The 23,414-nt window shown below is 37.7% G+C and carries 23 protein-coding genes and 2 pseudogenes; 8 read left to right on the forward strand and 17 right to left on the reverse strand.

Annotated features, from left to right (window positions below):
* Window position 1: 1 nt before the first annotated feature.
* From ACZ9EE_RS06065 to ACZ9EE_RS06080, 4 genes are all read right to left on the reverse strand, one after another.
* Window positions 2-364, reverse strand: coding sequence for an STAS domain-containing protein (locus ACZ9EE_RS06065; RefSeq protein WP_476025764.1), 363 nt, complete (start codon window positions 362-364; stop codon window positions 2-4).
* Window position 365: 1 nt separating this feature from the next.
* Window positions 366-1,190: an STAS domain-containing protein gene (locus ACZ9EE_RS06070; RefSeq protein ID WP_476025765.1), complete on the reverse strand. Its 825-nt coding sequence runs from the start codon at window positions 1,188-1,190 to the stop codon at window positions 366-368.
* Window positions 1,191-1,468: 278 nt separating this feature from the next.
* A complete protein-coding gene (locus ACZ9EE_RS06075) occupies window positions 1,469-2,119 on the reverse strand; it encodes a FusB/FusC family EF-G-binding protein (protein ID WP_476025766.1) in 651 nt (216 codons plus the stop codon).
* Between the two features lie 351 nt (window positions 2,120-2,470).
* Window positions 2,471-2,740: a CD3324 family protein gene (locus ACZ9EE_RS06080; protein WP_476025767.1), complete on the reverse strand. Its 270-nt coding sequence runs from the start codon at window positions 2,738-2,740 to the stop codon at window positions 2,471-2,473.
* A 367-nt stretch (window positions 2,741-3,107) separates the two neighbouring features.
* Between ACZ9EE_RS06080 and asnA the strand changes: the two genes are divergently transcribed.
* A complete protein-coding gene (gene asnA, locus ACZ9EE_RS06085; RefSeq protein WP_476025768.1) occupies window positions 3,108-4,121 on the forward strand; it encodes an aspartate--ammonia ligase in 1,014 nt (337 codons plus the stop codon).
* A gap of 85 nt (window positions 4,122-4,206) precedes the next feature.
* On the opposite strand, the gene ACZ9EE_RS06090 is transcribed toward asnA, so the two are convergent.
* The 3 genes and pseudogenes from ACZ9EE_RS06090 to ACZ9EE_RS06100 all read right to left on the reverse strand — a co-directional run bounded on the left by ACZ9EE_RS06090 (window position 4,207) and on the right by ACZ9EE_RS06100 (window position 6,539).
* Window positions 4,207-4,332 (reverse strand): hypothetical protein, encoded by a 126-nt coding sequence (locus ACZ9EE_RS06090; RefSeq protein WP_476025769.1) that lies wholly within the window; start codon window positions 4,330-4,332, stop codon window positions 4,207-4,209.
* Window positions 4,333-4,427: 95 nt separating this feature from the next.
* Window positions 4,428-5,833: pseudogene (locus ACZ9EE_RS06095) on the reverse strand (amino acid permease).
* Between the two features lie 250 nt (window positions 5,834-6,083).
* Window positions 6,084-6,539, reverse strand: a complete 456-nt coding sequence (locus ACZ9EE_RS06100) for a C40 family peptidase (protein WP_476025770.1) — start codon at window positions 6,537-6,539, stop codon at window positions 6,084-6,086.
* 311 nt (window positions 6,540-6,850) lie between these two features.
* On the opposite strand from ACZ9EE_RS06100, the gene ACZ9EE_RS06105 reads away from it, so the two are divergent.
* Window positions 6,851-7,774, forward strand: a complete 924-nt coding sequence (locus ACZ9EE_RS06105; RefSeq protein ID WP_476025771.1) for an MFS transporter — start codon at window positions 6,851-6,853, stop codon at window positions 7,772-7,774.
* 12 nt (window positions 7,775-7,786) lie between these two features.
* Window positions 7,787-7,999 (forward strand): MFS transporter, encoded by a 213-nt coding sequence (locus ACZ9EE_RS06110; RefSeq protein ID WP_476025772.1) that lies wholly within the window; start codon window positions 7,787-7,789, stop codon window positions 7,997-7,999.
* 318 nt (window positions 8,000-8,317) lie between these two features.
* Here ACZ9EE_RS06110 and ACZ9EE_RS06115 read toward each other — a convergent pair whose 3' ends face one another.
* From ACZ9EE_RS06115 to ACZ9EE_RS06125, 3 genes and pseudogenes are all read right to left on the reverse strand, one after another.
* Window positions 8,318-9,328 (reverse strand): LysM peptidoglycan-binding domain-containing protein, encoded by a 1,011-nt coding sequence (locus ACZ9EE_RS06115; protein WP_476025774.1) that lies wholly within the window; start codon window positions 9,326-9,328, stop codon window positions 8,318-8,320.
* Window positions 9,329-9,627: 299 nt separating this feature from the next.
* On the reverse strand, window positions 9,628-10,335 hold the full coding sequence (locus tag ACZ9EE_RS06120) for an SDR family oxidoreductase (RefSeq protein ID WP_476025775.1): 708 nt from the start codon (window positions 10,333-10,335) through the stop codon (window positions 9,628-9,630).
* A 61-nt stretch (window positions 10,336-10,396) separates the two neighbouring features.
* Window positions 10,397-10,948: pseudogene (locus tag ACZ9EE_RS06125) on the reverse strand (MFS transporter); the annotation flags it as partial.
* Between the two features lie 260 nt (window positions 10,949-11,208).
* On the opposite strand from ACZ9EE_RS06125, the gene ACZ9EE_RS06130 reads away from it, so the two are divergent.
* Complete coding sequence (locus ACZ9EE_RS06130) at window positions 11,209-12,102, forward strand: LysR family transcriptional regulator (RefSeq protein ID WP_476025776.1); 894 nt, start codon at window positions 11,209-11,211, stop codon at window positions 12,100-12,102.
* 116 nt (window positions 12,103-12,218) lie between these two features.
* Here ACZ9EE_RS06130 and ACZ9EE_RS06135 read toward each other — a convergent pair whose 3' ends face one another.
* Together ACZ9EE_RS06135 and ACZ9EE_RS06140 are read right to left on the reverse strand one after the other, a co-directional pair.
* Window positions 12,219-13,196 (reverse strand): aldo/keto reductase, encoded by a 978-nt coding sequence (locus ACZ9EE_RS06135; protein ID WP_476025777.1) that lies wholly within the window; start codon window positions 13,194-13,196, stop codon window positions 12,219-12,221.
* Window positions 13,197-13,249: 53 nt separating this feature from the next.
* Window positions 13,250-14,422: an MFS transporter gene (locus tag ACZ9EE_RS06140; RefSeq protein WP_476025778.1), complete on the reverse strand. Its 1,173-nt coding sequence runs from the start codon at window positions 14,420-14,422 to the stop codon at window positions 13,250-13,252.
* A 293-nt stretch (window positions 14,423-14,715) separates the two neighbouring features.
* Here ACZ9EE_RS06140 and ACZ9EE_RS06145 point away from each other — a divergent pair, with 293 nt between their 5' ends.
* Complete coding sequence (locus tag ACZ9EE_RS06145) at window positions 14,716-15,255, forward strand: TetR/AcrR family transcriptional regulator (protein ID WP_476025779.1); 540 nt, start codon at window positions 14,716-14,718, stop codon at window positions 15,253-15,255.
* Window positions 15,256-15,432: 177 nt separating this feature from the next.
* Here ACZ9EE_RS06145 and ACZ9EE_RS06150 read toward each other — a convergent pair whose 3' ends face one another.
* Window positions 15,433-15,936, reverse strand: a complete 504-nt coding sequence (locus ACZ9EE_RS06150) for an arsinothricin resistance N-acetyltransferase ArsN1 family A (protein ID WP_476025780.1) — start codon at window positions 15,934-15,936, stop codon at window positions 15,433-15,435.
* Window positions 15,937-16,057: 121 nt separating this feature from the next.
* Between ACZ9EE_RS06150 and ACZ9EE_RS06155 the strand changes: the two genes are divergently transcribed.
* From ACZ9EE_RS06155 to ACZ9EE_RS06165, 3 genes are all read left to right on the forward strand, one after another.
* Window positions 16,058-16,504: a MarR family winged helix-turn-helix transcriptional regulator gene (locus ACZ9EE_RS06155; protein WP_476025781.1), complete on the forward strand. Its 447-nt coding sequence runs from the start codon at window positions 16,058-16,060 to the stop codon at window positions 16,502-16,504.
* A 149-nt stretch (window positions 16,505-16,653) separates the two neighbouring features.
* The gene (locus ACZ9EE_RS06160; protein ID WP_476025782.1) at window positions 16,654-17,139 is read left to right on the forward strand and encodes an ArsI/CadI family heavy metal resistance metalloenzyme; all 486 of its coding nucleotides are present in this window, start codon (window positions 16,654-16,656) and stop codon (window positions 17,137-17,139) included.
* A gap of 65 nt (window positions 17,140-17,204) precedes the next feature.
* The gene (locus ACZ9EE_RS06165; RefSeq protein WP_476025783.1) at window positions 17,205-17,417 is read left to right on the forward strand and encodes a hypothetical protein; all 213 of its coding nucleotides are present in this window, start codon (window positions 17,205-17,207) and stop codon (window positions 17,415-17,417) included.
* Between the two features lie 406 nt (window positions 17,418-17,823).
* Here the strand turns inward: ACZ9EE_RS06165 and arsC are convergent, their stop codons facing one another.
* The 4 genes from arsC to ACZ9EE_RS06185 all read right to left on the reverse strand — a co-directional run bounded on the left by arsC (window position 17,824) and on the right by ACZ9EE_RS06185 (window position 23,191).
* Window positions 17,824-18,246, reverse strand: a complete 423-nt coding sequence (gene arsC / locus ACZ9EE_RS06170) for an arsenate reductase (thioredoxin) (RefSeq protein ID WP_476025784.1) — start codon at window positions 18,244-18,246, stop codon at window positions 17,824-17,826.
* A gap of 25 nt (window positions 18,247-18,271) precedes the next feature.
* Window positions 18,272-19,327, reverse strand: coding sequence for an ACR3 family arsenite efflux transporter (gene arsB, locus ACZ9EE_RS06175; RefSeq protein WP_476025785.1), 1,056 nt, complete (start codon window positions 19,325-19,327; stop codon window positions 18,272-18,274).
* Window positions 19,328-19,352: 25 nt separating this feature from the next.
* A complete protein-coding gene (locus ACZ9EE_RS06180) occupies window positions 19,353-19,700 on the reverse strand; it encodes an ArsR/SmtB family transcription factor (protein ID WP_476032872.1) in 348 nt (115 codons plus the stop codon).
* Window positions 19,701-20,107: 407 nt separating this feature from the next.
* Window positions 20,108-23,191 carry an MMPL family transporter gene (locus tag ACZ9EE_RS06185; protein ID WP_476025786.1) on the reverse strand — a complete coding sequence of 1,028 codons (3,084 nt, stop codon included), beginning with the start codon at window positions 23,189-23,191 and terminating at the stop codon, window positions 20,108-20,110.
* Window positions 23,192-23,414 lie beyond the last annotated feature (223 nt).

The raw sequence follows: 23,414 nt of genomic DNA on the forward strand, positions 1-23,414 counted from the left end.
TTTAATCCTCCAACTCCCTTTGTATTGTTTCTAACCCCTTTTCTAGATCTAATGCTGTAAGTACATCTTGGAGGTGAATTCCGAGTTCAACTAACGTAATCGCTACAGCTGGTTGAATGCCAGTTAAAACCACTTTTGCACCCATCAATTTGGACATACTAATCACATCGCCTAGAACCTTAGCAATAAACGAATCAATCATATCGACAGAAGTTAAATCAATCACTACACCGCTAGCACCAGTTTCATGTATTCTTTCAAGCAATGATTCTTGAAATTGTAATGCTGTTTTATCATCAAGCTCCCACTGAATGGAAACAAACAAACAATTATATAACTTTAGAATTGGGATTCTTGTATTCATTCTATTCCTCCGTTGATACAATCTTTCGATTTGTCATTTCTAACGCAGCCATAATCCCTTTTTGCAAGTTGGTCTTTGTTATAACCTGATTTAGATTAATTCCTAAATTCACAATCGTTTGGGCTATCTCGGGCCTTATCCCCACAAGTAAGCATTTTGCCCCAACTAATCTAACCGCTTCAATGGCTTGCATAATATAATGAGCCACCATTGTATCCACTACAGGGACCCCTGTTATATCAATTAACACCACTTTGGATCGATGTTTGACAACACCTTCAAGCAAATTTTCCATAATACTTTTTGCCCTCTCTGTATCAATGGTTCCAACGAGTGGCATAACGGAAATATCATCAAAAACAGGAATAAGTGGTGCAGCTAATTCATCAAGTGCGATTCTTTGCAGTGAGATCGTTTTTTGCCAAGAAGCTGCGTACTGACTGTATAATTGGTTATTAATCGGACTTATCCACATATCATAATCCCAGACAAACTCCATTTGCTTCTTTTCTATCTCATCTTTGGTGAGTTGAAAGAAAACAATCTTACCAAATTCGGATATACAATCCATCATAAAACTTAATGTCCACCCTAATTGAATTAATTTTTGAGTGAACTCACTTATTTTGAGTTTAACTTTATCCTCATTAATAGAGTCATAAATTAATAGATTTATGTATTCATTACAAATATTGTGATAGCTTTGGTCTGATATCCTATTTAATATCTTCTTTTCATCTAAACTGTTTAGTTTATCTAACCACTTATTGATCAGCTGCTCTCTATTTTTTTGAATATATTCAAGGATATAATTAGGCTCCCCCATTTACATTCCTCCTTCCAATGATAAATGTGCTTTTATTGTATTATACCAATAACATGAATACTAAGAAAAGCGGTAACTCTAGGAAGCAGTCATGTACAAACGAATATAAGCAGGCTCACTCGCCTAAAATTTTCTATATTAAATATTGGAATCAAAAAAAAGGACTATCCATAAGATAGTCAAATTTTTGCAGCAACATAAGGATATGGGGGAATGTAGCTAATTATTACATACCCGTATTTTAAAAAGATAAACCTAAAAATTGCAACCGGCATGATTCACACTTCTAATGAGTCCTTTAAAAAATTAATTAAATAGTCGACATTGGTTATTTTTTTATTGCATTCGCTGCTATCAGCACAAATTAGATTGCCAATGGACTTGTAATAATCCGGATTTTTAGCCTTTTTTGCTTTTGTTACAGTAGAAAAATAGCCAACCTCGCCTAAACAATTACAGATGGAACAATAATTATATTTACTAGTCGGCGTAAGTTTACATTCAATCCCGACCATATTTCCTTCCAGCTCATATATGATAAATTTTTTGTTGGATCTTAAATCGTTCCAGCTTAAATAGGTTAACTGGCTGTGATCAATTTTTGATAAATCAGGTAGCTTTAATTTCTTATTCTTCGGAAACATTTTTTTCAGTTGCTGCTCAGTAATTTGAGGAAAGGGCAGCAAAAAGGACCCAATACGCTGAATATATTGCTCATATTCGTCATCTGTTTTCAGTCTGGAAAGATCCAGCATTTCTTGTTGAGCAGGTGAGGCATTTGGAAAGAGGTCCAAAATTTTGGCATTGGCTAAGTCAATTGCAGCAGCCAGCACGGTTTGCGGTACATTTTTTTTGGTCGTGTCTTTAATCAAAGTAATCTGTTTTTTTATAAAATTTAGCTGCTCATTTTTGATAAATTTTTCGGTCATCACATATTTCTCCTATCATTTTGCGAACTTCTCTTTACACTTATTTTATAGAATAAAGCCAGCTTCAAAAATGGAAAAAATGATTTAGAAACGTTTTATACATAAAAAAGAAGGTGCTCCCAAAAATATAATTTTAGGGAGCACCTTCTTTTTTGTACATTAAATTAGTCTGTTGATTTCCGCTCCAGGCGCGAGCGGTTCGCGGGCGGAACGGGAAGCCTCCTCGTCGCTTCGCTCCTGCGGGGTCTCCCATGCCCTGTACTCCCGCAGGAGTCTTCGCGCCTTCCGCTCCAATCAACAGGGTGTGCAAAAATTATTCATCAACCGCCTTTTGGGTCAGCCTCAGTACTACTACTTTTTATGTGAATAAACAATTTTTTTGATGGTTTCGGTTGAAAGGTAATACTCCTCAGCTAATTGCTGGATACTGCAGCCACTGCTAAAAGAATTTTTAATGGCGGCATTTCGACGATCAATCATCAGTCTTCCGCCACTTGAGGTTCCCCATTTCTGATACTCTGTTTCCTGCTTCGGAATGTAAAGGGTTTCCCCTTGGATATACTTTTGGATTTCCACAATTAAATTTTTAGGTAAAACTTTAGCAGCGTTAATATATTTCATTCTGCTCGCTCCTTATTTTGATTTTCCAATAAAATAAGGTGCAAAGCCAAAATATTAGAAAGCTTGTTCAGCGATAAACTAAAGGTTTCGCCCCATGCAAAGTATCGCCTTTCTAATAATAGGCTTTGCATGAGTAGAAGAAGTCCCAGACAATCTTAACTGATTCTCCATCTGTAAACACCCCCTTTAATTTAACATTATAACGAAATTCACAATTGGATTGATACTTTATTGCCATGTTTTTTTATAATCCATTTTAAAAATTTTTTATAGGCAAATGCTGATGGCAAAATTAACACTCCAACATAATGTAAACAGGGTAAAGACCTACAAAAATAGAAGTCTTAACTGGAGGTTGTTCGAAAATATGGCTAAATCCCTTTTTATTCCTAGGGTTTATCAATCCACATTGAATTTGATTCAAACGGAAATGGCAATTAAGCAAGTAAAAGATCATTTTGAGCGAAACTTATCCGGAGTATTGAACTTAATTAGAGTGTCCGCCCCAATTGTTTTAAAAAATGGCAGTGGGATAAATGACAATCTAAATGGAGTGGAGCGCATCGTTTCCTTCGATGCTCACGATATCAAAAACTCCTCTATTGAAGTAGTTCAATCCTTGGCAAAATGGAAAAGAATGGCCTTAGCTAGATATGGATTTACTGTTGGCGAAGGGCTCTATACAGATATGAACGCCATTAGAAGGGATGAGATTCTAGATAACCTCCATTCGATCTATGTGGACCAGTGGGACTGGGAGAAAGTCATCACCTATAAACAAAGGAATCTAAAAACCTTAAAATCCGAAGTACAAAAGATTTATCAGGCTTTATTAAATACTGAAAATTACATGTATAAGCTATATCCTCAACTTGAGCCGATTCTTCCAGAAGACATCAAGTTTATTACCACTCAAGAGCTTGAAAACAGATATCCCGATTTAACACCGAAGCAACGGGAAGATGCGATTGCAAAGGAACTTGGGGCTGTTTTTATTATGAAAATAGGCGGCAAATTACTTTCTGGTGAAAAGCACGATGGACGTTCCCCAGATTATGATGATTGGAATTTAAATGGTGATATTGTGATATGGTATCCTATCTTAGAACGGTCGTTTGAAATATCATCCATGGGGATTCGTGTGGATGAAAAGGCGCTGTTAAACCAATTAAAACAGTCAAACATGAAAGATCGCTCTAAGTTGGAATATCATCAAGCAATCCTAAATAAAGAGGTTCCTTATACGATTGGCGGAGGAATCGGGCAGTCCCGGTTATGTATGTTTTTCTTAAGGAAAGCCCACATTGGTGAGGTTCAAGTTTCCGTTTGGAATGATCAAACCATCGAGGATTGCAAAAAAGGAAACATTACTCTTTTATAACACATTCCTGTGGGAAGTATATTTAGTTTAGAAAGCGCTAGATGACATATCCCTAGCGCTTTCTTGTTTAAAGCGTATTGTAAGCTTATGTGGAAGGTCTTGTTTTTTCTGTTTTTTTGTCTTGCGGTTTCATTTCAGAAGCAAATTCGGTACTTGTTATACTTTTCGCACTTTGCAGCCCTGATTTAGTTTTAATATTCCTTTTTGTCATGTTTTCACCACCACTGTTAAGATGCTTATAATTTAACCAACCAGCAAAAAAACATTCGGATAAGTTCTTGATCGCACCGCTACCTTACTCTTCAGCTAATCTGGATTTAATATCGCACGCAACCCTTCTACCTTCCCACCATCTTTTTTGGATTTGCTCCAAATTTTATTCATGATCAAGGTGATAATCCCGATAATCGCAATGAGAAAAAGGCTTACAAAAAAACCAAAACGAATACTTTCTTCAAATATTGTTCCAGTTACAGCTGCCGTTAATAATAACAGCCCAAAGGATGATAGGATTCGATCTCCCATTTTGAAATGGAGAATCTTCATCGCGGAAATAATGATAAACGCCCAATTATACATCTGCAAAATTCCGGCTGCTGTAGTAATGTACCCATATATTTTTCCCGGCAGCAGTAATGCAGTGATAACCGAACCTAATAAGCCGAAAGTCGCAAGTCCCAAAGAGGGGAGCGGGAGGTTCTTAAACTTTTTAATTTCTTTCCCAAACAGCGCCGGCGCATCCCCGTCTTTTGCCAAAGTTACAAGCAATTTGGTCACCGCAAATAAGGATGCAGTCATCGTTGAAAAACCAGCCGTTATAATGGCTCCATTAAAGACATGTGGAAAGAAATTTAAGTTATAGCTGGCCATAGCAGTTACGAATGGACTTTCTTTTTGATTAATCGATTGATATGAAACCATACTGATTACGAATATAATTGAAGCAACATAAATAACCGTCAATACAATTAACATGATCTTCCCGGATTTCGGGGCATCATCTTTATTTTTCAGCTGCATGGACAAAAGGCCGATGGTCTCGATGCCTCCATAAGCATAGAAAGCATAAATTAAGGATGACCAAAAAGCTGATATCCTTCTGGAAAAATAGTCCCCATCGTTGTCGGAACACCCGGTTTATTCCCACCTCCATGCAACAGGCCAAACAATCCGATACCAGCAAGAATTATAAACATAACAATCGCAGCTATTTTCGTAACAGCGAGTATATTTTCAACCTTGTTAAACCCCTTTGTACCCAACAGTACTACAATAATAGCTAAAACCGCAAACCCAGCTGCAAATACCCACAAAGCAACTCCCGGGAACCAGAATTTCGAAAGAATGGATAAAGCAGTCAATTGGCTTCCCATAATTAGGATTTTAGAACTCCAATAATTCCAGCCACAGCTAAATCCTGCCCATCTTCCATAGGCCTTGGCAGCATAATAACAAAAAGATCCTTCCTGCGGGTCGGCTGAAGTCATTTTCGCAAGAAAGTGAAAAACGATATACGTTCCTAATGCCGCTAAGATAAAAGAAAACACCATGGAGGGTCCGGTAATTTTTATTCCGATTCCTGAGCCTAAAAAATAACCTGTTCCAATTGTGCAGCCTATCCCTATTAATGATAATTGCCACCAAGATAAATCCCCTTTAGTCTTTCCTTTCGAGGATTTTCCGCCACCTGAACTATTTGTAAAGAAATCCATCCATCGCCCTCCTCAAAGTTATTATGGTTCGCTATGAGAAAAATGATGTGTAATTCCACAGGACATGGATTCAGCCCATTTTTACCATAATACCTAAAACATAATCTCCTTCATTCGGGTGAAAATAACTATGTATTATAAAAGAAATAACGATGGTAAATAATAAGGAACCTCATAATCTTTATTAGGAAAGATTTTTAGATAAGAAAAATACCAGCCAATAAAAAAAAGACCATCGTATTGATGATCTTTATACTCGTTTTGCTCCAATATATCTAGGATGCCAATATGGGTTGTTGGTGTTGGTGATGATGACTCCTTTTGAAGAGGATGCCATGATCATTTTCCCATAACCGATATAGATGGCAACATGAGTTGGGGCACTTACTTTGGACGGACCATAAAACAGTAAGTCACCAATTTGTAAATTGGATGGTCGATATCCGTTACCATAATACATTTGGGCAGCCGTGCGATTTAGTGTTCTTCCTGCTTTTCCATATGAATACTTCACAAGACCTGAACAATCAAATCCGCTTGGTGACATCCCTCCCCATCGGTAGGGAACTCCAATATGAGATTTCGCAATTGAAATGGCTGCTGTATGATAATTATAAGATGCTGCTTCCGCTTTTTCACCCTTGGCGGCGAACAAAGAGCCACAAGAAGCTAATATAGTAAAGGCTACGATGAATTTCTTTAGCATGATTGTTTCCTCCTAGTGTGTGATTTGATAGCTTTACTATACTAGAAAGATATAACGGACTCATCACAGCCATATAACAATTTCATTACAAAGTAATTCTAATATAATTTTTATAGCACTAAATACTTATTTTTTTCATGTTCAGAGCCACTTTCTCTTTTCTATTAACCCCTTTATATGAATAACTTAATAACACTCCAGCAATCCTGATACTTCTTCACTTGACCTTTTTAAGTAAAATATTTCATATTCTTGGTAAGGTTATTTTGCTACTTTTCTGATAAAATTAAAAAACGGGTGGAGGTGACCTAATGAGGTTAAGAATTTCTATTTTTTATTTGATTTTTTATATTGGATTAGGAGTTTATCAGCCTTTTATGAGCTTGTTTTTAAATCAAAGGGGATTCGATGGAAGTGAAATTGGGTTGATTCTTTCAGTGGGATCGTTAACAGGGATTTTAGCTCAACCAATATTCGGGCTGTTAAGTGACGCTGCCAGAGATTATCGGACAATATTAAAAGTGTTGCTATTACTATCCGCAATCGTGGTAATGGGCTTTTTCTACAGCACGAGTTTTGTATTCATGGCTTTGATTACAATTATTTTCTCCTTTATCAATACCCCTATTGGACCAATTGCTGATTCCATTGTCGTAGAGAAAGGCCATACATACGGTTTCACTTTTGGGCAGGTACGCTTATGGGGGGCCTTCGGGTTTGCACTTATTTCCTTTATTGCCGGATATGTATTCAGTGTGACAGGCTTTCAATATAGTTTTATCGTATATGCGATTGTTGCGTTAATCCTAGTTTTCTTGGTTTTTATGTTTCCTAAATTTGAACAGCCAAGCCGTCCCGATGTCTTAGGGAGAGAGGTACTCACCAAATTATTTTCTAATTGGCGTTTTGACCTTTTCGTATTCATTGGGTTGGTTATCTTATCTACTGTTACTATGAACTTCAGCTATTTACCGATTTATTTTCAAAAATTAAATTACCCCATTAATTTAGTAGGCTGGAACTTTACAATTGCTGCAGTTGTAGAGATTCCACTTTTCTGGTTTTCATCGATAGTTATACGCCGGATTGGATTGTTTCAAATGTTAGCAATAGGAACACTTGCTTATGCGATCAAGTACACTTTAATGGGTTTTGCTCCTCCAGTGGGTGTGGTGCTCGGCCTCCAGGCCTTGGATGGAATTGCCTTTGCCTTTTACATGAGCTCAGCAGTGTAGATTGTTAACCTAATGGCACCGGCACGCGGGAAAGCGACTGCTCAAACGGTGTATACAGCAGCTGGCGGCATTGCAGGTATTGTCGGGAATATGGTCGGGGGGTGGATTATCGAACATCAGGGACCTCAGTTTCTTTTCTGGCTAATGGGTGGAATTGGTTTTGGTGCTGTACTTTTGATTACCTCCTTCCCAAAGAAACGCGAATATCAACTGAAAGGATTGTAACACTTTATCGTAATCAAAGATTTCCTCTTCCATATGTCCTGCAATGCGACCTAACGCGGTTCTGCTACATACAATACTTTCTTAAAGCCGCCTAGTGGCACAAAGTATTATAAAACTTGGATTTATCAAGCAAGTGATTCCTATTACTATTATGGAAAAGAAGTTTCTAATCAATATTGTGATTCTGCTAAAACAAAGTTGGAAAAAACTCAAACATTCTTACTCGATAAAAAAAGAACCTGTCATTCGTGACAGGTTCTTCTAATTTCCTATAATTTGCTTATGGTTAAATAACATGTTTCACCCCTCCCTCTCTCTTTACAGAGTAGCCAAGATTTCCTGCATTCTTTGTCTCACAAGTGGATAAAAATTATTTTTTGCATCCGTAGTACTATTACCGCCGAAGAATCCTGTTCCCGGGCATGTTTTAACTGCATGTCCCGCACTCTGATCTAACACTCTTTCACTTGTGTTCATATCCCACCAGTGATGATACTGAATGCTGTCAATCGATGGAGTCAACCCAAGTTTAATAGAAAGAACGGCTGCTACTGTTATAATGGTTTGTCTTTGAGCTTCGGTCATTTGGTCATTTCCTTTATCAAAGTTTCCTACATTTTCAATCGCTAGGGAATGTGCTTCAATGCCAGGAGTGACAGACTTATTGGTTAAACCGAATGAGCCTTGCGGCGGCGTATTAATCGGTCTGCCTAATATCAATGTTCCATCAGGGAATGTTGTGAACTGCTGACTAATATCACTCCAACCCATTGTATTGACATGATAATCTTTCATGTCGCTCATAAGTTTAAAATAATTGGAGCCATTGTAGTCCTTATAGGATGGAGAGTAAGTATGGTGCTCCTGAAAAAAAGTAATGCTTCGTGTGATTTTTTGATTGAATAGCCAATCTTGAAATTGGTCCCTTGTCATTCTTACATACTGCCCACTCATTTCAAGTTTGATAGGATTAATTCTCAATCTTTGTCCTACATAGATAGTGTTATCAGTAAGTCCATTGGCTGTTTTAATAAGTGAAACGGTTGAATTAAAGGATTGGGAGAGCTTCCATAAGGTATCTCCTGCCGCTACTTGATAGGTAATCGGAACCCTTAATTTTTGGCCGACAAGCAATAAGTCAGGGTTCTGTAGGCCATTCATTAGTTTCAGGTCATTAGAAGTAGTTCCATAGATTTTAGCGAGTTTCGATAGGTAATCGCCTGATTTAACTTCATAAGTATTCCTAGGATTGTTAGCGGCAAGTGCAGATGAAATATGCAAGAACATCGTTAAAGTGAAGCCGACAAGACCGATAACCTTTTTATTCATGTCTAACCTCCAGTGGGCTTTTTATGATTGAACAACACAGTAATACCTCCTACTATTATTTCTCTTTGGGTAAAAATAATTCTCAAAGAACATAAGGAGGTAATCATGTGAAGGAGGTCTTTAAGTTTGGATGTTTAGTGATTATTGAACTGATTGTATTAATTGCCGCGATAAGACAACATCTCCAAAAGAAACAACTCCTGCCAAACCTGGTAAAGGCGGTATGACGAAAGAACAGGTAGAGGCTATTCTTTGAGAACAATCAATACAGAAACTCAATCCTGCCTATGTGTGTAATGTTACCAATCGATTCGTTTTCCATCTCTAAAGAATCCCCCATTTGGTCCATCAGGCCCAATAGTCGCTAACCAAAGGATAGACTCAGCTGCTTGTTTGGGAGTTCTTGGAGCAGATGGTCCACCCATATCTGTACTTACCCATCCCGGATCGACCGCGTTTATTTTGATATCCCCATTGATTTCTGCAGCTACCAACTGTGTCAATCCATTCAGGGCAAATTTAGACAACTTATAAGCGCCTACACCTCGGTAAGACATTTCACTCATTGCCCCATATTCGGAAGAAACATTAATAATTCTTCCATAACCTTGCTTTTCCATGAGCGGCATAAAGGATTGCAGACAATAGTATACGCCAAAGAAATTAGTTGCCATCGTTTTCTCTAAAATCGAAGGTTCAAGATTCAATAACTTTTTATTATCATCCAAATACACGCCAGCGTTATTAATCAAAACGTCTAATCTTCCATACTTCTCCTTTATTGTAATTGCAGCTTGACGGGTGCTTTCTTGAATATTGACATCCATTACCTCAAACGAAACATCTAGTTCCAACTCCTGTAATTCTTGTGCAGCTTTATGCCCCATTTCTGTATCCCGACTTGCCAAAATGACCTTAAAACCATTCAAAGCCAAGTGTTTGACCAGTTCATATCCAATTCCCCGATTCCCTCCGGTGACAAGCGCAACTTGTTTATCGTTTGACATTTAACTCATCCTTTTGTTGTTGTTTGATTGAATAGCATCTAAAATTCCTAATGGGTATTCCTTATATGGAGAGTTGTTTTGTAGAACTATACCTATAATTTCTTAATAAAATAGTTACCAAACTTAGTATCAATGATAGGATTCCTACTAATACGACGTATTGGGTACCCATTTCTGCTATAAATCCCCCGTCTACAGCAGCACCAATGGTTGTTCCTATATTACAGGATGATAAAAATAATCCGTTGGCAAAATCAGAAGCTTCGGGAGCTGCAGTCGAAAGCCAATATTGATTGATATTACCCCCTACTCCACCTAATATCCCCCAAATTAAAGTTATGAACGCCATAGGTAAGGTAAACTGTCCAAATAAGAATAATAGGATGTATACGACCCCTAATACAAAAGGAAAAGAGGCGACAACTTTCTTTGCATTTCTAGTTAGTCATTTCCCTGCCGCAATATTTCCAATAATATTGGCACCGTCGTATATCAATAATATTAAACTAATGGTGTTCGCAGGCATATTCGTAACAGTTTTTAGATAATCAGCAAGATAACTATAAACCCCAAATACGCTCGAGATTAATAGAATGACCGTCACGATGGAAAGCCGCAGTTTTCCAACGAAACGGTGGTTCCTCTTGATTTACGATGTTGATTAGAGTCTTTGAAGCGGCTGTTACTTCAAATTCTCCCTAAGGAATGCTTCCAACTTGTGGAATGGAAGCAAATTGGTCTTCTTTTCACCCTCTGCTATTTATTCTAGTTGTGCTTTTTGCATATGCCAAATACTTATATCTTATATCAAGATATGCTTGATGAGCATTTCTAAAAAGGATATACTCAACCATTATGAAGGAGGAGTGCTTTTTGGAATTAAGAGTTTTGCGATACTTTCTTACTGTTGCAAGAGAAGGAAGCATTACGGGGGCTGCTGATTTTTTGCATGTTACACAGCCAACCTTGTCAAGACAATTAAAAGACCTTGAACAAGAGTTAGGGAAAAAACTATTTATTCGCAGTAGTCACAGTATCATCCTCACAGTTGAAGGAATGCTGCTGCGAAAAAGAGCAGAAGAAATCATAGATATGGTCGATAAATTAGAGACAGAGTTTGGTTCCATGGAAGAAACAATTAGTGGTGATGTCTTCATAGGCGGGGGGGAAACAGATGCTATGAGACAGATTGGAAGGGTAGTAAAAGATTTACAGTTACGTTATCCGGATATCCGGTATCACCTCTACAGCGGAAACGAAGACGATGTAACCGAAAGGCTTGACAAGGGATTGCTTGACTTTGGCATTTTAATTCAACCAGCAGATTTATCAAAGTACAATTATCTCAATCTCCCTGGTAAAGATGTTTGGGGCGTTGTGATGAGGAAAGACAGTCCTCTTGCTTTCAAAGATTCCATTGAAGCTGTGGATTTATTGAATGTTCCGCTAATCTGTTCACGCCAGGCTATGAAACAGACATTTTCCAAAAATGAATTTGCGGATTGGTTTGGTGAAGATTTTGATAAATTAAACGTCATGACAACCTACAATCTTGCCTATAATGCTGCCATTATGGTTGAAGAAGGCATTGGTTATGCAGTAACTCTTGATAAAATAGTGAATACATCTAGTGATAGTAACCTTTGTTTTAGACCGCTAGAGCCAAAACTTGAATCTGGCTTAAATATTGTTTGGAAAAAGCATCAGGTTTTTTCCGCTGCATCTGATATGTTTTTAAAAGCAATTCAGACGAAATTTTCAAAATAACAGCTCGAATTTCCATCAGGTAAAAAGGCACGCGGTTTAGGCGTGCCTCCTGATAAAAAGAAGTGTGTACACATACTACATCCTTCTTTACCTACTTCATCATAAGTTTGTAACCCTTACTTCCATTTACCAGTTAATACCTCTGTCCGATCCGTTGCAGGTGAAGGTGTTCTTGATAAATTAGTAATTTCAGCGTACATTTCTTCTGTCATTTTAAAATCAGCTGCAGCTAAGGAATCTTCCAACTGGTTTAAATTACGTGCACCAATAATAGGCGCAGTAACAGCTGGATTTGCCATTACCCAAGCAACTGCTAAAGTTGCAGGTTTCACATCATGTTCCTGTGCATATTTGGTGAACTGTTCGGCCGTGATAAAATCTTCATTGGCACCGTAACGGTCACCATAGCGGGCATTCTGTACAAGACGGCCCTGCTCAGGACGTTTATTCACTCCATATTTTCCTGAAAGAAGTCCAGCACCAAGTGGGCTGTAAGTAATGACGCCAATTTGTTCGGAAGCAGCCATTGGTAAAATTTCAACCTCTGCTTGGCGTTTAACAAGGTTATACATAGGTTGGATTAATTCAAAACGAGTAAGTTGTTCTTTTGCAGAAATTCCTAATGCTTTAGTGATTTGCCATGCTGCCCAATTGCTTACTGCTGGGTAAAGAATCTTTCCTTGACGGTGTAAGTCATCGAGTGTTCGCAGCGTCTCCTCCATTGGAGTTTGTTCATCAAAATCATGGACGAAATAAAAATCAATATAATCCGTCTTTAAGCGACGCAGGCTATTTTCAATACCCTGCATCATATGTTTTCGGGACAAACCTCTAGCATTTACATCAGCACCTGTGTTCCAGAACACTTTTGACGTTAAAATGATTTCGTCTCTTTCATGTGCGATACACTCCCCTAGAATTTCCTCAGAACGCCCATAAACATCGGCAGTATCGAAGAAATTGATACCAGCTTCCCGACAACGATTATACATGGCTTTAGATGTTTCTTCGTCAGCGTCTCCGCCAAAAGACATGGCACCAAAACATAAATTTGAAACCTGTATTCCTGTTTTTCCTACTGTCCGATATTCCATAATAAATAAATACCTCCTGGTCTAATTTTTGCTACTCTCAATCCTACCCTCCATTAAATAGCTTTCTCGTATTTCGAGGGTTTACTACTTAGTCCGAACGAGACCGCTGTGATAATTGCTGCAATGGCGACTGATACAGCTCCAATCCAACTCACCGCCAGCACCGATGTGCTTTTTACCGCAATACCCCCAATTCCAGCGGCTGCTGCTATGCCCAACTGGATAAAAGATCCATATAGACTAAGCATAATTCCTGATGCTTCTGGAGCAAGCCAGACCAGATTATACTGCATACCTGGGCCAGATGACCAAGCCGAGAAAGACCATAGCATAAGCAAGGGAATGGCCACAATGGTTGACCTGGCAATCGTGGATAGCAACAATAAAGCTATAACGTGGACAACCAAACCGCCGACAAGAGTTGTGGGATTACCAATCCGATCTGTCATGAATCCACCAAATTTCGAACCTATTAAGGTGGCGATACCGAAGGCAAACAAAGCACCGCTCACTTCTCGTCCACTCATTGATGTAACGGTTAATAAGAAGGGAGCAATATAAGAATACATCACCCCGTATCCTAACTGCCAAAAGAACGTTACACCAAGGCCCATTAATATTTTCGGATCCTTTAAATAAGAGAGTTGCTTGCCAAGAGGGATGGCACCTCCGTTATTTGTGGCAGGAATCGTACGCAAGATAACGAAGATTGCTAGTAAACTAAGAACACCGATCCCCACAAAGATTAGTTTCCAATCATAGACAGTGGCTACAACACGGCCAATTGGTACGCCGACAATGATGGCAGCACTAAACCCAAGAATAACTGTGCCGATAGCACCTGCTTGTTTTTCAGGTGGTGCTAGTTTTGCTGCGGCGGTTTTTGCAGCTATGGCAAAAACTCCACTTCCTAGAGCAAGTATGATGCGAGAGATGATTAGAAAACCGTAGCCAGGAAAGATGATGGTCATAATGCTGCCGAGCACCATTAAAACAAGAGAAAGCATTAATAGCTTCCGCTGATCCAATCTTGTGGTCGCCATCACGATAAGTGGGGAACCGATTGCATTAGCAAGTGCAAATACGGTGATCAGTTGTCCTGCTACCGATACCGATACATGATTGGAGGCAGCGACCTTATCCAAAATACCTGCTATGACGTACTCCGATGTACTGACCATGAAGGTAATCAAGGCAAGCATGTAAATTTTCCAGGTGTTCTGCATATTTCCCCCCCTATAGCATTTGGTATTGATTCAACAAGAGTTTTTAGTGATCTTCACGACTTTTCAACAGAGTCCATAATTAAACCTCCTGCTTGAATTTAATTCACTTCTATTGTTCCGAAGATGTTAAACTAAATCCCTTTAAAATCAATATTGATTGATTAATCAACATCTGTTTATAATTATAAAAAGATACAGACTACATTCAATGGTTAAATCAACGCATTTCGTTGATTATTCAACAAATCAATCAAAATTGTTGATTATCTTTAGGAAAAGTTGGTGATTTAGTAATGTCTAAAGTTGATAGAAGGATACCCAAAAGCCAAGAAGCCAGCAAAAATGCACTTATAGAACTGATGTCTGAAAAAAATTTTGATGACATTACCATTCAAGATATTGCAGACCGGGGAAATGTTAATAGAGGAACGATCTACCTTCATTACACCGATAAATATAATCTTCTAGATAAACTCATGGAAGAACATATAAACCAGCTAAGGGAAACAAGTGTATGGGCGTGTGAAAAAGAATGGGTAGATGCTACCCTAGTCTTTTTCGAATACTTTGAAAGGAATTATTTATTCTTTTCCACGATGTTAGCGAGTAAAGGAGCGCATTCTTTTCGCAGTAAGTTCCTAGAGTTTCTTATCGAAGAGTTTAAGGATGAGGTGGACGAAGGGAAAAATCAAGGTCTAAGTGAAGATGTTATTGTTAAATTTGCTGCAAATGCTTACGTAGGGGTTTTGGAATCATGGTTAAAGGAAGGAATGCCGTCTCCACCGCAGTCAATTGCAAAAGAATTAGGGATATTGTTAGAGAGGATCGTATAGGAACAGTAGACTTATTTTTTCTTTTGTCCCAAAAAACTGCACCTTAATATTTTGTATTTAAGATCGATAACCATCCATGAAGATCAAACTGAGCAATTTACTAAACCACGACCAATTCTAAAAAACTACTAAAAAAGCTAAGAAGGTTCACTCCTTTGGTGAACCTTCTAGAATAAATTAGGGATTAAGGAGCTTTTCCATAATCATAACATCAACAAAGCGCCCATCTAATTTCCCTTGGTTCTTAAAAATACCGACTTCTCTATATCCATTTTTTCTGTAAAGACCCTGTCCTAAGTTATTAAAAGGGAATGTAAATAGAACAATTTTATTAAATTGATTCAGTATCGCAGAACTCTCGATTTCCTTTAATAAAAGTGATCCAATTCCCCTTCCTCTATAATCCCTTCTAATATAAATTGATAAATCGGCTACCCCGGCATAGGCGCAACGATTTGAATACGCATTTAATGAAGCCCATCCAACTATTTCATCGTTATTTTCGATTATGATGACCGCAAAACGTCCGGTATGGATGTTAAACCATTCAGTCATGTATCCAATATCTTTTTGGTCTTCCTCCAACGTTGCAATCCTATCTTCAATTCCTTGATTATAAATGCATAAAATCGATTCCAAATCATTTATTGAAGCCAGCCTTGTTCTAAACTCCTCTTCCATTACTTTACCTCCCAGATTTTTAATGTCTTATAACCATTATATAAAAAATTTTTCATTTTAAAAAGAATATTAGTTGCACTTTGCAAATAATTATAATATAAATAAATCAGAGGTGAAAATAATGGAAAACGTTAGAGAATTGTTCCAAGTTATGACTAGGAGATTTGGTCTTTTAAATAAAAACTGTTGTCAACTAGGTGAAACTGAAATATCCCTTGTACAGAGTCATATCCTTTATGAAATTCTCCGAAATGATAAACCTTCGATGCAGCAGGTTGCTGATACTCTAGGGATCGATATAACCACTTTTAGTCGTCAAATACAAACTTTAGTAAAGTTGGAGCTAGTTAAAAAAACGCCTCTTCCTGATGATAGACGTGTTTCATTACTTACCTTAACTACCCAAGGAAATTATGTTGCTGCTAAAATTGATGAGGAAATGCATCAATATTTAAATGAAGTATTTTCATATATGAGCGAATTTGAACGAGAAATGGTTATTAAATCAGTCAAATTGCTAAATGAAGCAATGTCAAAATCCACTGTTTGTTGTAAGCCATTAATTTGAGCAAGAATCACTTGCTCTTTTAATAAAAATAATTACTTGCAAATTACAAGTAATTAAAAGGAGGGATTATTTTGTAGTCACTATATTTGAATAAATCCCAATCATTCTATCGATGATTAATCAAATTAAATTAGTAGGAGGAAATCGAAATGAAATATGCACATGTTGGTCTTAATGTTACTAACCTAGAAAAATCCATCGAGTTCTACAGTAAAGTTTTTGGAGCTAAACCAGTTAAAGTAAAGCCTGATTATGCAAAGTTTCTTCTTCAAACTCCAGGATTAAACTTTACCCTTAATCTTCGAGATAAAGTAACTGGAAATCAAGTAGGACATTTTGGGATTCAGGTTGAAAGCACAGATGAGGTTATTGCTCACAAAAATAGACTTGAAGCAAATGGTATTTCTACACAATATGAAGAAATAAACACCACATGCTGCTATGCCCTCCAAGATAAATTTGGGGTTCTAGACCCTGATGGAAACGAGTGGGAGTTTTTCTTTACAAAAGCAGATATTGATGTTAAGAGTGAAAATGACTCTTCTTGTTGCACTCCTGAACCGAAGGTTGAAAAAGTGGAGCAGAGTTGTTCAACGGCAACTCAAAGCAGTAATACAATTAAATGCTGTTCTTGAAATACTTTAATGAACTACGAAGGGTCTCATTTTAGTTGGAGACCCTTTTTATAGGGGGGAAATGTATGACCGTAAATCATGCATGTGCATTAAAGAAGGAGTATTTTTTATCTTATTTAAACCTAATTAGACTTTCACGAAATTGTACGATTGAGGAAGCAAAAGAATTTGCCATCGAGCTATTTTTTCATTCCAACATCGAAGAATACGGCTTACAAACATACCAGCAATTTTTAGCCGCATTTCACGAACTAACAGATAAAAAAAAAGACCCGTAAGGTCTTTTCTAACAGCATCTTCCTGTATTACCGATCATTGATATCCCATGACCATTCCCACTGCGATCAAGGATAAGGTCTTCGGTGTTCGGTTCAATAATTGGGTCAATTGCTACTTTTATTTCATTTATTGTGAAAATAACATCGTCTGCTTCAGGCTCATCCAGAGCCAGTCCAATTCTTGGCTGTCCTCAGCCAAAGCCATCAAAAAAGATACGAATGTTTTTAGCATTCTCTTCTTTGAACATTTTTTTAAATTCATCACGAGCTTCGTCAGTGATTTTCATGTCCATACCCTCCTGCTTGTTTTACCTATTTATTTTAATCTACCTCTTTATAATAAAGTAATAAAATTGCTTAATAATTAAAGCCTGGAAATGATAAAACCTCCTGGTTATTCATTTTTTTACTCACCGGTTTCAGCAAATTGCTTAATGCGGTCGCTGATTTCATCTCGGACACGTTGAAAAAATGCCCATTTTTCTTCTTCAGTTCCTTCTGCCTTTGCAGGGTCATCAAATCCCCAGTGTACTCGTTTTACATGTGGAGGAGTTACTGGGCAGTGTTCTGCAGCATGTCCACATAGTGTAACAACCAAATCAGCATGGTTTAAAATTTCAGGGTCGATAACATCAGATGTTTGATTTGAGATATCGATTCCCACTTCCTTCATGGACTTTACCGCATTAGGATTTAATCCATGCGCTTCAAGCCCGGCACTTTTCACTTCCCATTGGTCACCTAGATGCTTTTTAGCCCACCCCTCTGCCATTTGGCTGCGGCAAGAGTTCCCTGTACATAAGAAATATATAGTTTTTTTGTTATCCATTTGATTTCCACCTTTATGATTAGTTTTAAGCTGCATGTTCTTTAAAATATTTTCTTTTGAACCATAAGGCCACGTTTACTAACGCAATCATCACTGGTACTTCTACAAGTGGTCCAATAACTGCTGCAAAAGCTGCTCCCGAATGGATTCCAAATACACCAACAGCTACGGCAATGGCTAATTCAAAGTTATTACTTCCCGCTGTAAAAGCAAGTGTCGTTGTTACAGGATAGTTCGCCCCAATCTTCCTTCCCATGAAAAAGGAAACAAAGAACATAATCACAAAGTAAATTAATAAAGGAATGGCTATACGAACAACGTCTAGCGGCAAGCTCACAATAGCGTCCCCTTTTAAAGAGAACATTAGGATAATCGTAAATAGTAAAGCAATTAATGTAACAGGACTGATTTTAGGTATAAACACTTTTTCATACCATTGCCTGCCTTTAGCCTTTACTAACGTAAAACGAGTAATCATACCGGCTATGAATGGTATTCCAAGATAGATGAAAACCGATTTAGCCACTTCCATCATCGTTATGTTCACCACTGCCCCTTGGATTCCTATCCATTGGGGGATGATGGTCACAAACACATACGCATAAACGGAAAAGAATAGCATTTGGAAAATAGAGTTGAACGCGACTAACCCGGCAGCATATTCCGTATCTCCTTTTGCAAGATCATTCCAGACAATGACCATCGCAATACAACGAGCTAAACCAATCATGATGAGACCAACCATATACTCTGGTTTATCAGGAAGAAAAATAATGGCTAATAAAAACATAAGAATTGGTCCGATGATCCAGTTTTGTACAAGGGATAAAGCTAAAACTTTTACATCTTTAAATACTCGCCCAATCTCCTCATAACGAACTTTCGCTAATGGAGGATACATCATTAAAATTAATCCAATAGCAAGTGGAATCGATGTAGTTCCCACCTGCAAGCTGTTCATGCTATCGACAAATCCCGGAGAGACAAAGTATAAACCAATTCCAATTGCCATAGCAAGAAAAATCCAAATCGTTAGGTATCTATCCAAGAACGATAAACGTTTCTTTTCTGTCTTACTCATTTTTTCACTCCCTAATTAAATAAAACTAACACCCACATCGAAGCGTGGGATTGCTTTTCTCAATCATTTTGATTTTCTCTGTTTGATCAGGTACATGTACCAAAATGTCTTGAATTAATCCATATAACTCGCTTTGTTGATTCAGAGAATAGTAAATCCACTGACCTCTTCGTTCTTCCCTCACCATCCCTGCATCTTTTAATTTTCGGAGATGCTGACTAATGGATGGTTGACTCATTTCGAACACTTCAAGAAACTCACACACACAACATTCACGGTGTTTCAAAATCGCAACAATAGTTAATCTTGTTTTATCCCCCAATAATTTTAAAATGTTCGCAGAACGCTCCAGATCAACGATTAATTTCACTATGAAAAGCACCTCCCTTTCAAGTTTATAAGTAAATAGTAATTTGCTTATATATATAACATAATAAAAACTCTTTTATTGTTATCTAAATTAGGTAGAGCAGATTTACTTTTAACTATCATTTAAATCAACATATAACTATTCGCTTATATGTTAATTTAAATGGTCAATGAATTCAAGCGTTTAAATGTGTAAAGTTACTGTAAATATAAAAAAGAAAACCAGAAGATGAAATGTTTTGGCCTTTAAAGCATAGTCCCTTGTCTCTGTCGTTTGGTTTGGCTTTGTTCCAGACAAGTCAAGCTAGGAATTAATGATTAATGATTACAAAAAAACTGCACGGCCAACTGTTAGGACAGTCTAACAATTAGCTGTGCAGTTCAAAAATCTTTTGTAGTTTTATCTCTTACTTATATTACTTTTTCCTCTAAACTTAAGTCAGCTGCCTTTTTTCTAGAAAATAAATTTCTTAGTGCATCTGGAAGTGCGATCATCGCCGGCAAAAAGACAGGAAGTAGGATAAAGCAAAGTACTACGAGACCTGTAATAACAGCTATTGCCAATTCAAACAAAAGCAGTATACCAGAAGGCATAAGGGTAGCAAAGGTACCCCCAAGGATGATAACTGCCGATATGATAACCCCACCTGTCTGCCTAGAAGCTAACACGATGGCCTCTTTTGGCGACAACTGCGGATATTCCTTAAAGCGCATCATTAGGAATATACTGTAGTCCACTCCTAATGCAACAATGATAATGAATGAGAAGAACGGAACAAATGAAGAAATCCCTTCATAACCGATCAAATCTATGAAAATATAATTGATCACGAACATGGCTGAATAGTAAGCTCCTAAAAGAGATCCAGTTATGAAAACCGGTATCCAGAAAGATCTTATCACAAAGAACAGCACAAGTAATACTCCGATAATAACGATAGCTGTTGTTTTATTCAAATCCCGGCTCAGGATATTATTCATATCGTTTGTTGCAGCACTTGGTCCTGATACACCAAACTTCGCTTTTGAAAGACCTGTGCCCTTAAGTCCATTAGAAATGGTAGAATTTATTTTATTGATCGTACTTAAAGCTTCTTTGGAATAAGGATCAGCTTTCAAAACAATTGTCATCTTTGTGATTTTTCTATCATTGGACATGAATGCATCTAATGATTTTTTAAAATCCTTGTCCGTCAAGGCTTCCTTCGGAATAAAGAATGTTTTATTGGATTTAAATTGCGTTAAGAAACCATTTGTCTGTCCTAGTCCGTCAGAAATTTGCTTAAGCCCGTTGTTTACATCTGATAGCTTTTGTCCAAAGGAGCTGAAACCATTGAGACCAGCTACAAGCTGCTCCTGTCCTGATTTCATCTGGCCAAGTCCATCGGAAACATTATTCATATTGGTAACAATGGTGCCTATTCCAGAGGACGCTTTCCCAAGGCCGCTTTCAAGTTTTTTCAAACCATCTGCCATTTGCGACAAGCCGCTGCCCATTGTGGCAAGATTTTTATTGGCAGTCCCAAAACCAGCCGTTACGGTATTATAATTTTGATTTAAGGCTTGTATTCCTTCAGGTGTAATTTGACTTAAAGATGATGATAACTGATTGATGGTTTGCTTTAATGCCTGGTAATTAGCATCACTCTCTGAATCTGCATAACTATTTCCTAAAGCAGCCACCATTAATTGCATTTGTGAGAGTGCACTTTTTACACCAAGAAGCGCTTGAGCCGCACTTTGGTAGTGAGTACCCATTTCTTTATAACCAGCCTGCATTTTCCCATAATTATCAGCTAATACTGCCACTCCACTACTCATCTTTGTGAGATTGGTTTCTATCGTGGCTAAGCCATTGCTAATCGTTTGAGAATGACTTGCCCCATCATCGATCCCTGATTGGATTTGCTTCAATCCATTGGTTAAGGCAGTCATTCCATCCTGAAGCTTTGCCGTACCATCGACCATTTGGCTGACCTGAGAGAAGTCTGCTGAGCCAAGCTTTTCTTGAGCCAGCTTTAATCCATCATTGATTTGATTGACACCATTTTGTGTTTTGGTAATACCATCCGTAACGGACCCCATTTGACTGTCGACGTAAAAATTATCAATTTGCTTTCCTTGAGGTTGTGTTACCGAAGAAACCAGCTTAACTCCCTTCATACTCTTGAGTCTTTCCGTTAAGTTATCCACCACAGCGAGTGATTCATTATTATCAAGAGCTTTACTATTTTCAATGACAACAGTAGCAGGCATGGCCTGACCTTTACCAAAATGGTCCGCAACTAAATTAAAGCCTTTAGAAGAAGGATACTTATTTCCAAGTTCTCCAATCGTATCAAAGTTAAGCTTTTCCTCATGTAAATACACCATCGGTCCTATGATCAAAAGAATAATAAGAACTGGTAAAATAGGATGCTTAGTTGCAAAGGAAGAGGTCTTATCCCAAAACTTATTTTCCTTATGACCCAATACATTCTTGGAAGGCCAGAACAGTTTTTGACCTAAAACTTTCATTATAAAAGGTGTTAAAGTCAAAATTTCCAATAATAGTATCGTTACCCCGATTACCACTACAACACCGGATTTGTAAATTGGTGATTCAGCAAATACCAGAGCAAGGAAAGCGATAAATACTGTGAGTATACTATAGGCAATCGTTTTACCTGCCGTTTTATAGGTGTTGACAATCGCTTCATCGATAGAGTGGCCATGTGAAAGCTCCTCCCTAAAGCGATTAAATAGAAGGATGTTGTAATCAGTACCAATACCAAAGAGAATCAGGATCAAGAGCATTTGCGTAAGACTCGTAATTGGAAATCCGGCTTTATCAATTAATTGCGCTGCAATTCCCATCGAACAAAGATAGGAAAAGGCTACAGCCAATAACGATATCAAAGGAGTAACAACTGATCGAAACGCTATGATTAGTACAACTAAAATAAAGATAACGGTCAATGCCGCACTTTTCTCTACCCCACCCTGAGATGCTTTCAAATAATCATTATTGATGAAATCCTCACCGCTTAGGTAGTATTCCACAGGTACTTTACTAAGTTTGCTATCTAGTTCTTTTTTAATATCATCTACTTCTCTTGATTTCTTATCAAGCTTAAAACTAACCATAAGTGTGGTGCCATCTTTAGAAACTAATGAGCTTTTGGCAGCAGGCATACTAAAAGGATCTATCATGTTAGTAATACCTAATTCTGTGCTGCTGTCGCTAATCGCCTTGACCGCATCACCGATTTTGCTCATTTCATCATCGGAAATTTTATCTTTATCGTAATATACGATAAGGTCGTTGGTTCCTTTAGCGGTATCAAGCTTTTTTAAGATATGATCTGCGATGACTGAGGGGCTTTGGCTATTGGCTCCTTGCTGCCCTTTTTGTCGGAGTATGGCATTTATGTCTGGCTGAATGACTGTAAGCACTATCGTCGCAATTACCCATACGATGAATATAGCCCAGCGGCCATTTATGATCTTTCTCATCTTGTATCCTCCCTGATGTATTGTATTAAATAGTTATTTTCCCCTTCATCTCATTAAGACAACTAGTTATTATTCAAACACCTTGTTGATTTAATGGCGTAAGCAAAGTATATTAAATCTAATGAAAAGTAACAATAAGCAAATTGAAATACTCATGTTATTAAATAGACAAAACCTTGTGTTTTGTTCAATAAAAACAACACTGGAGAGATGTGATTTATAA

It is taken from the genome of Bacillus sp. URHA0034 (genome assembly GCF_056280405.1).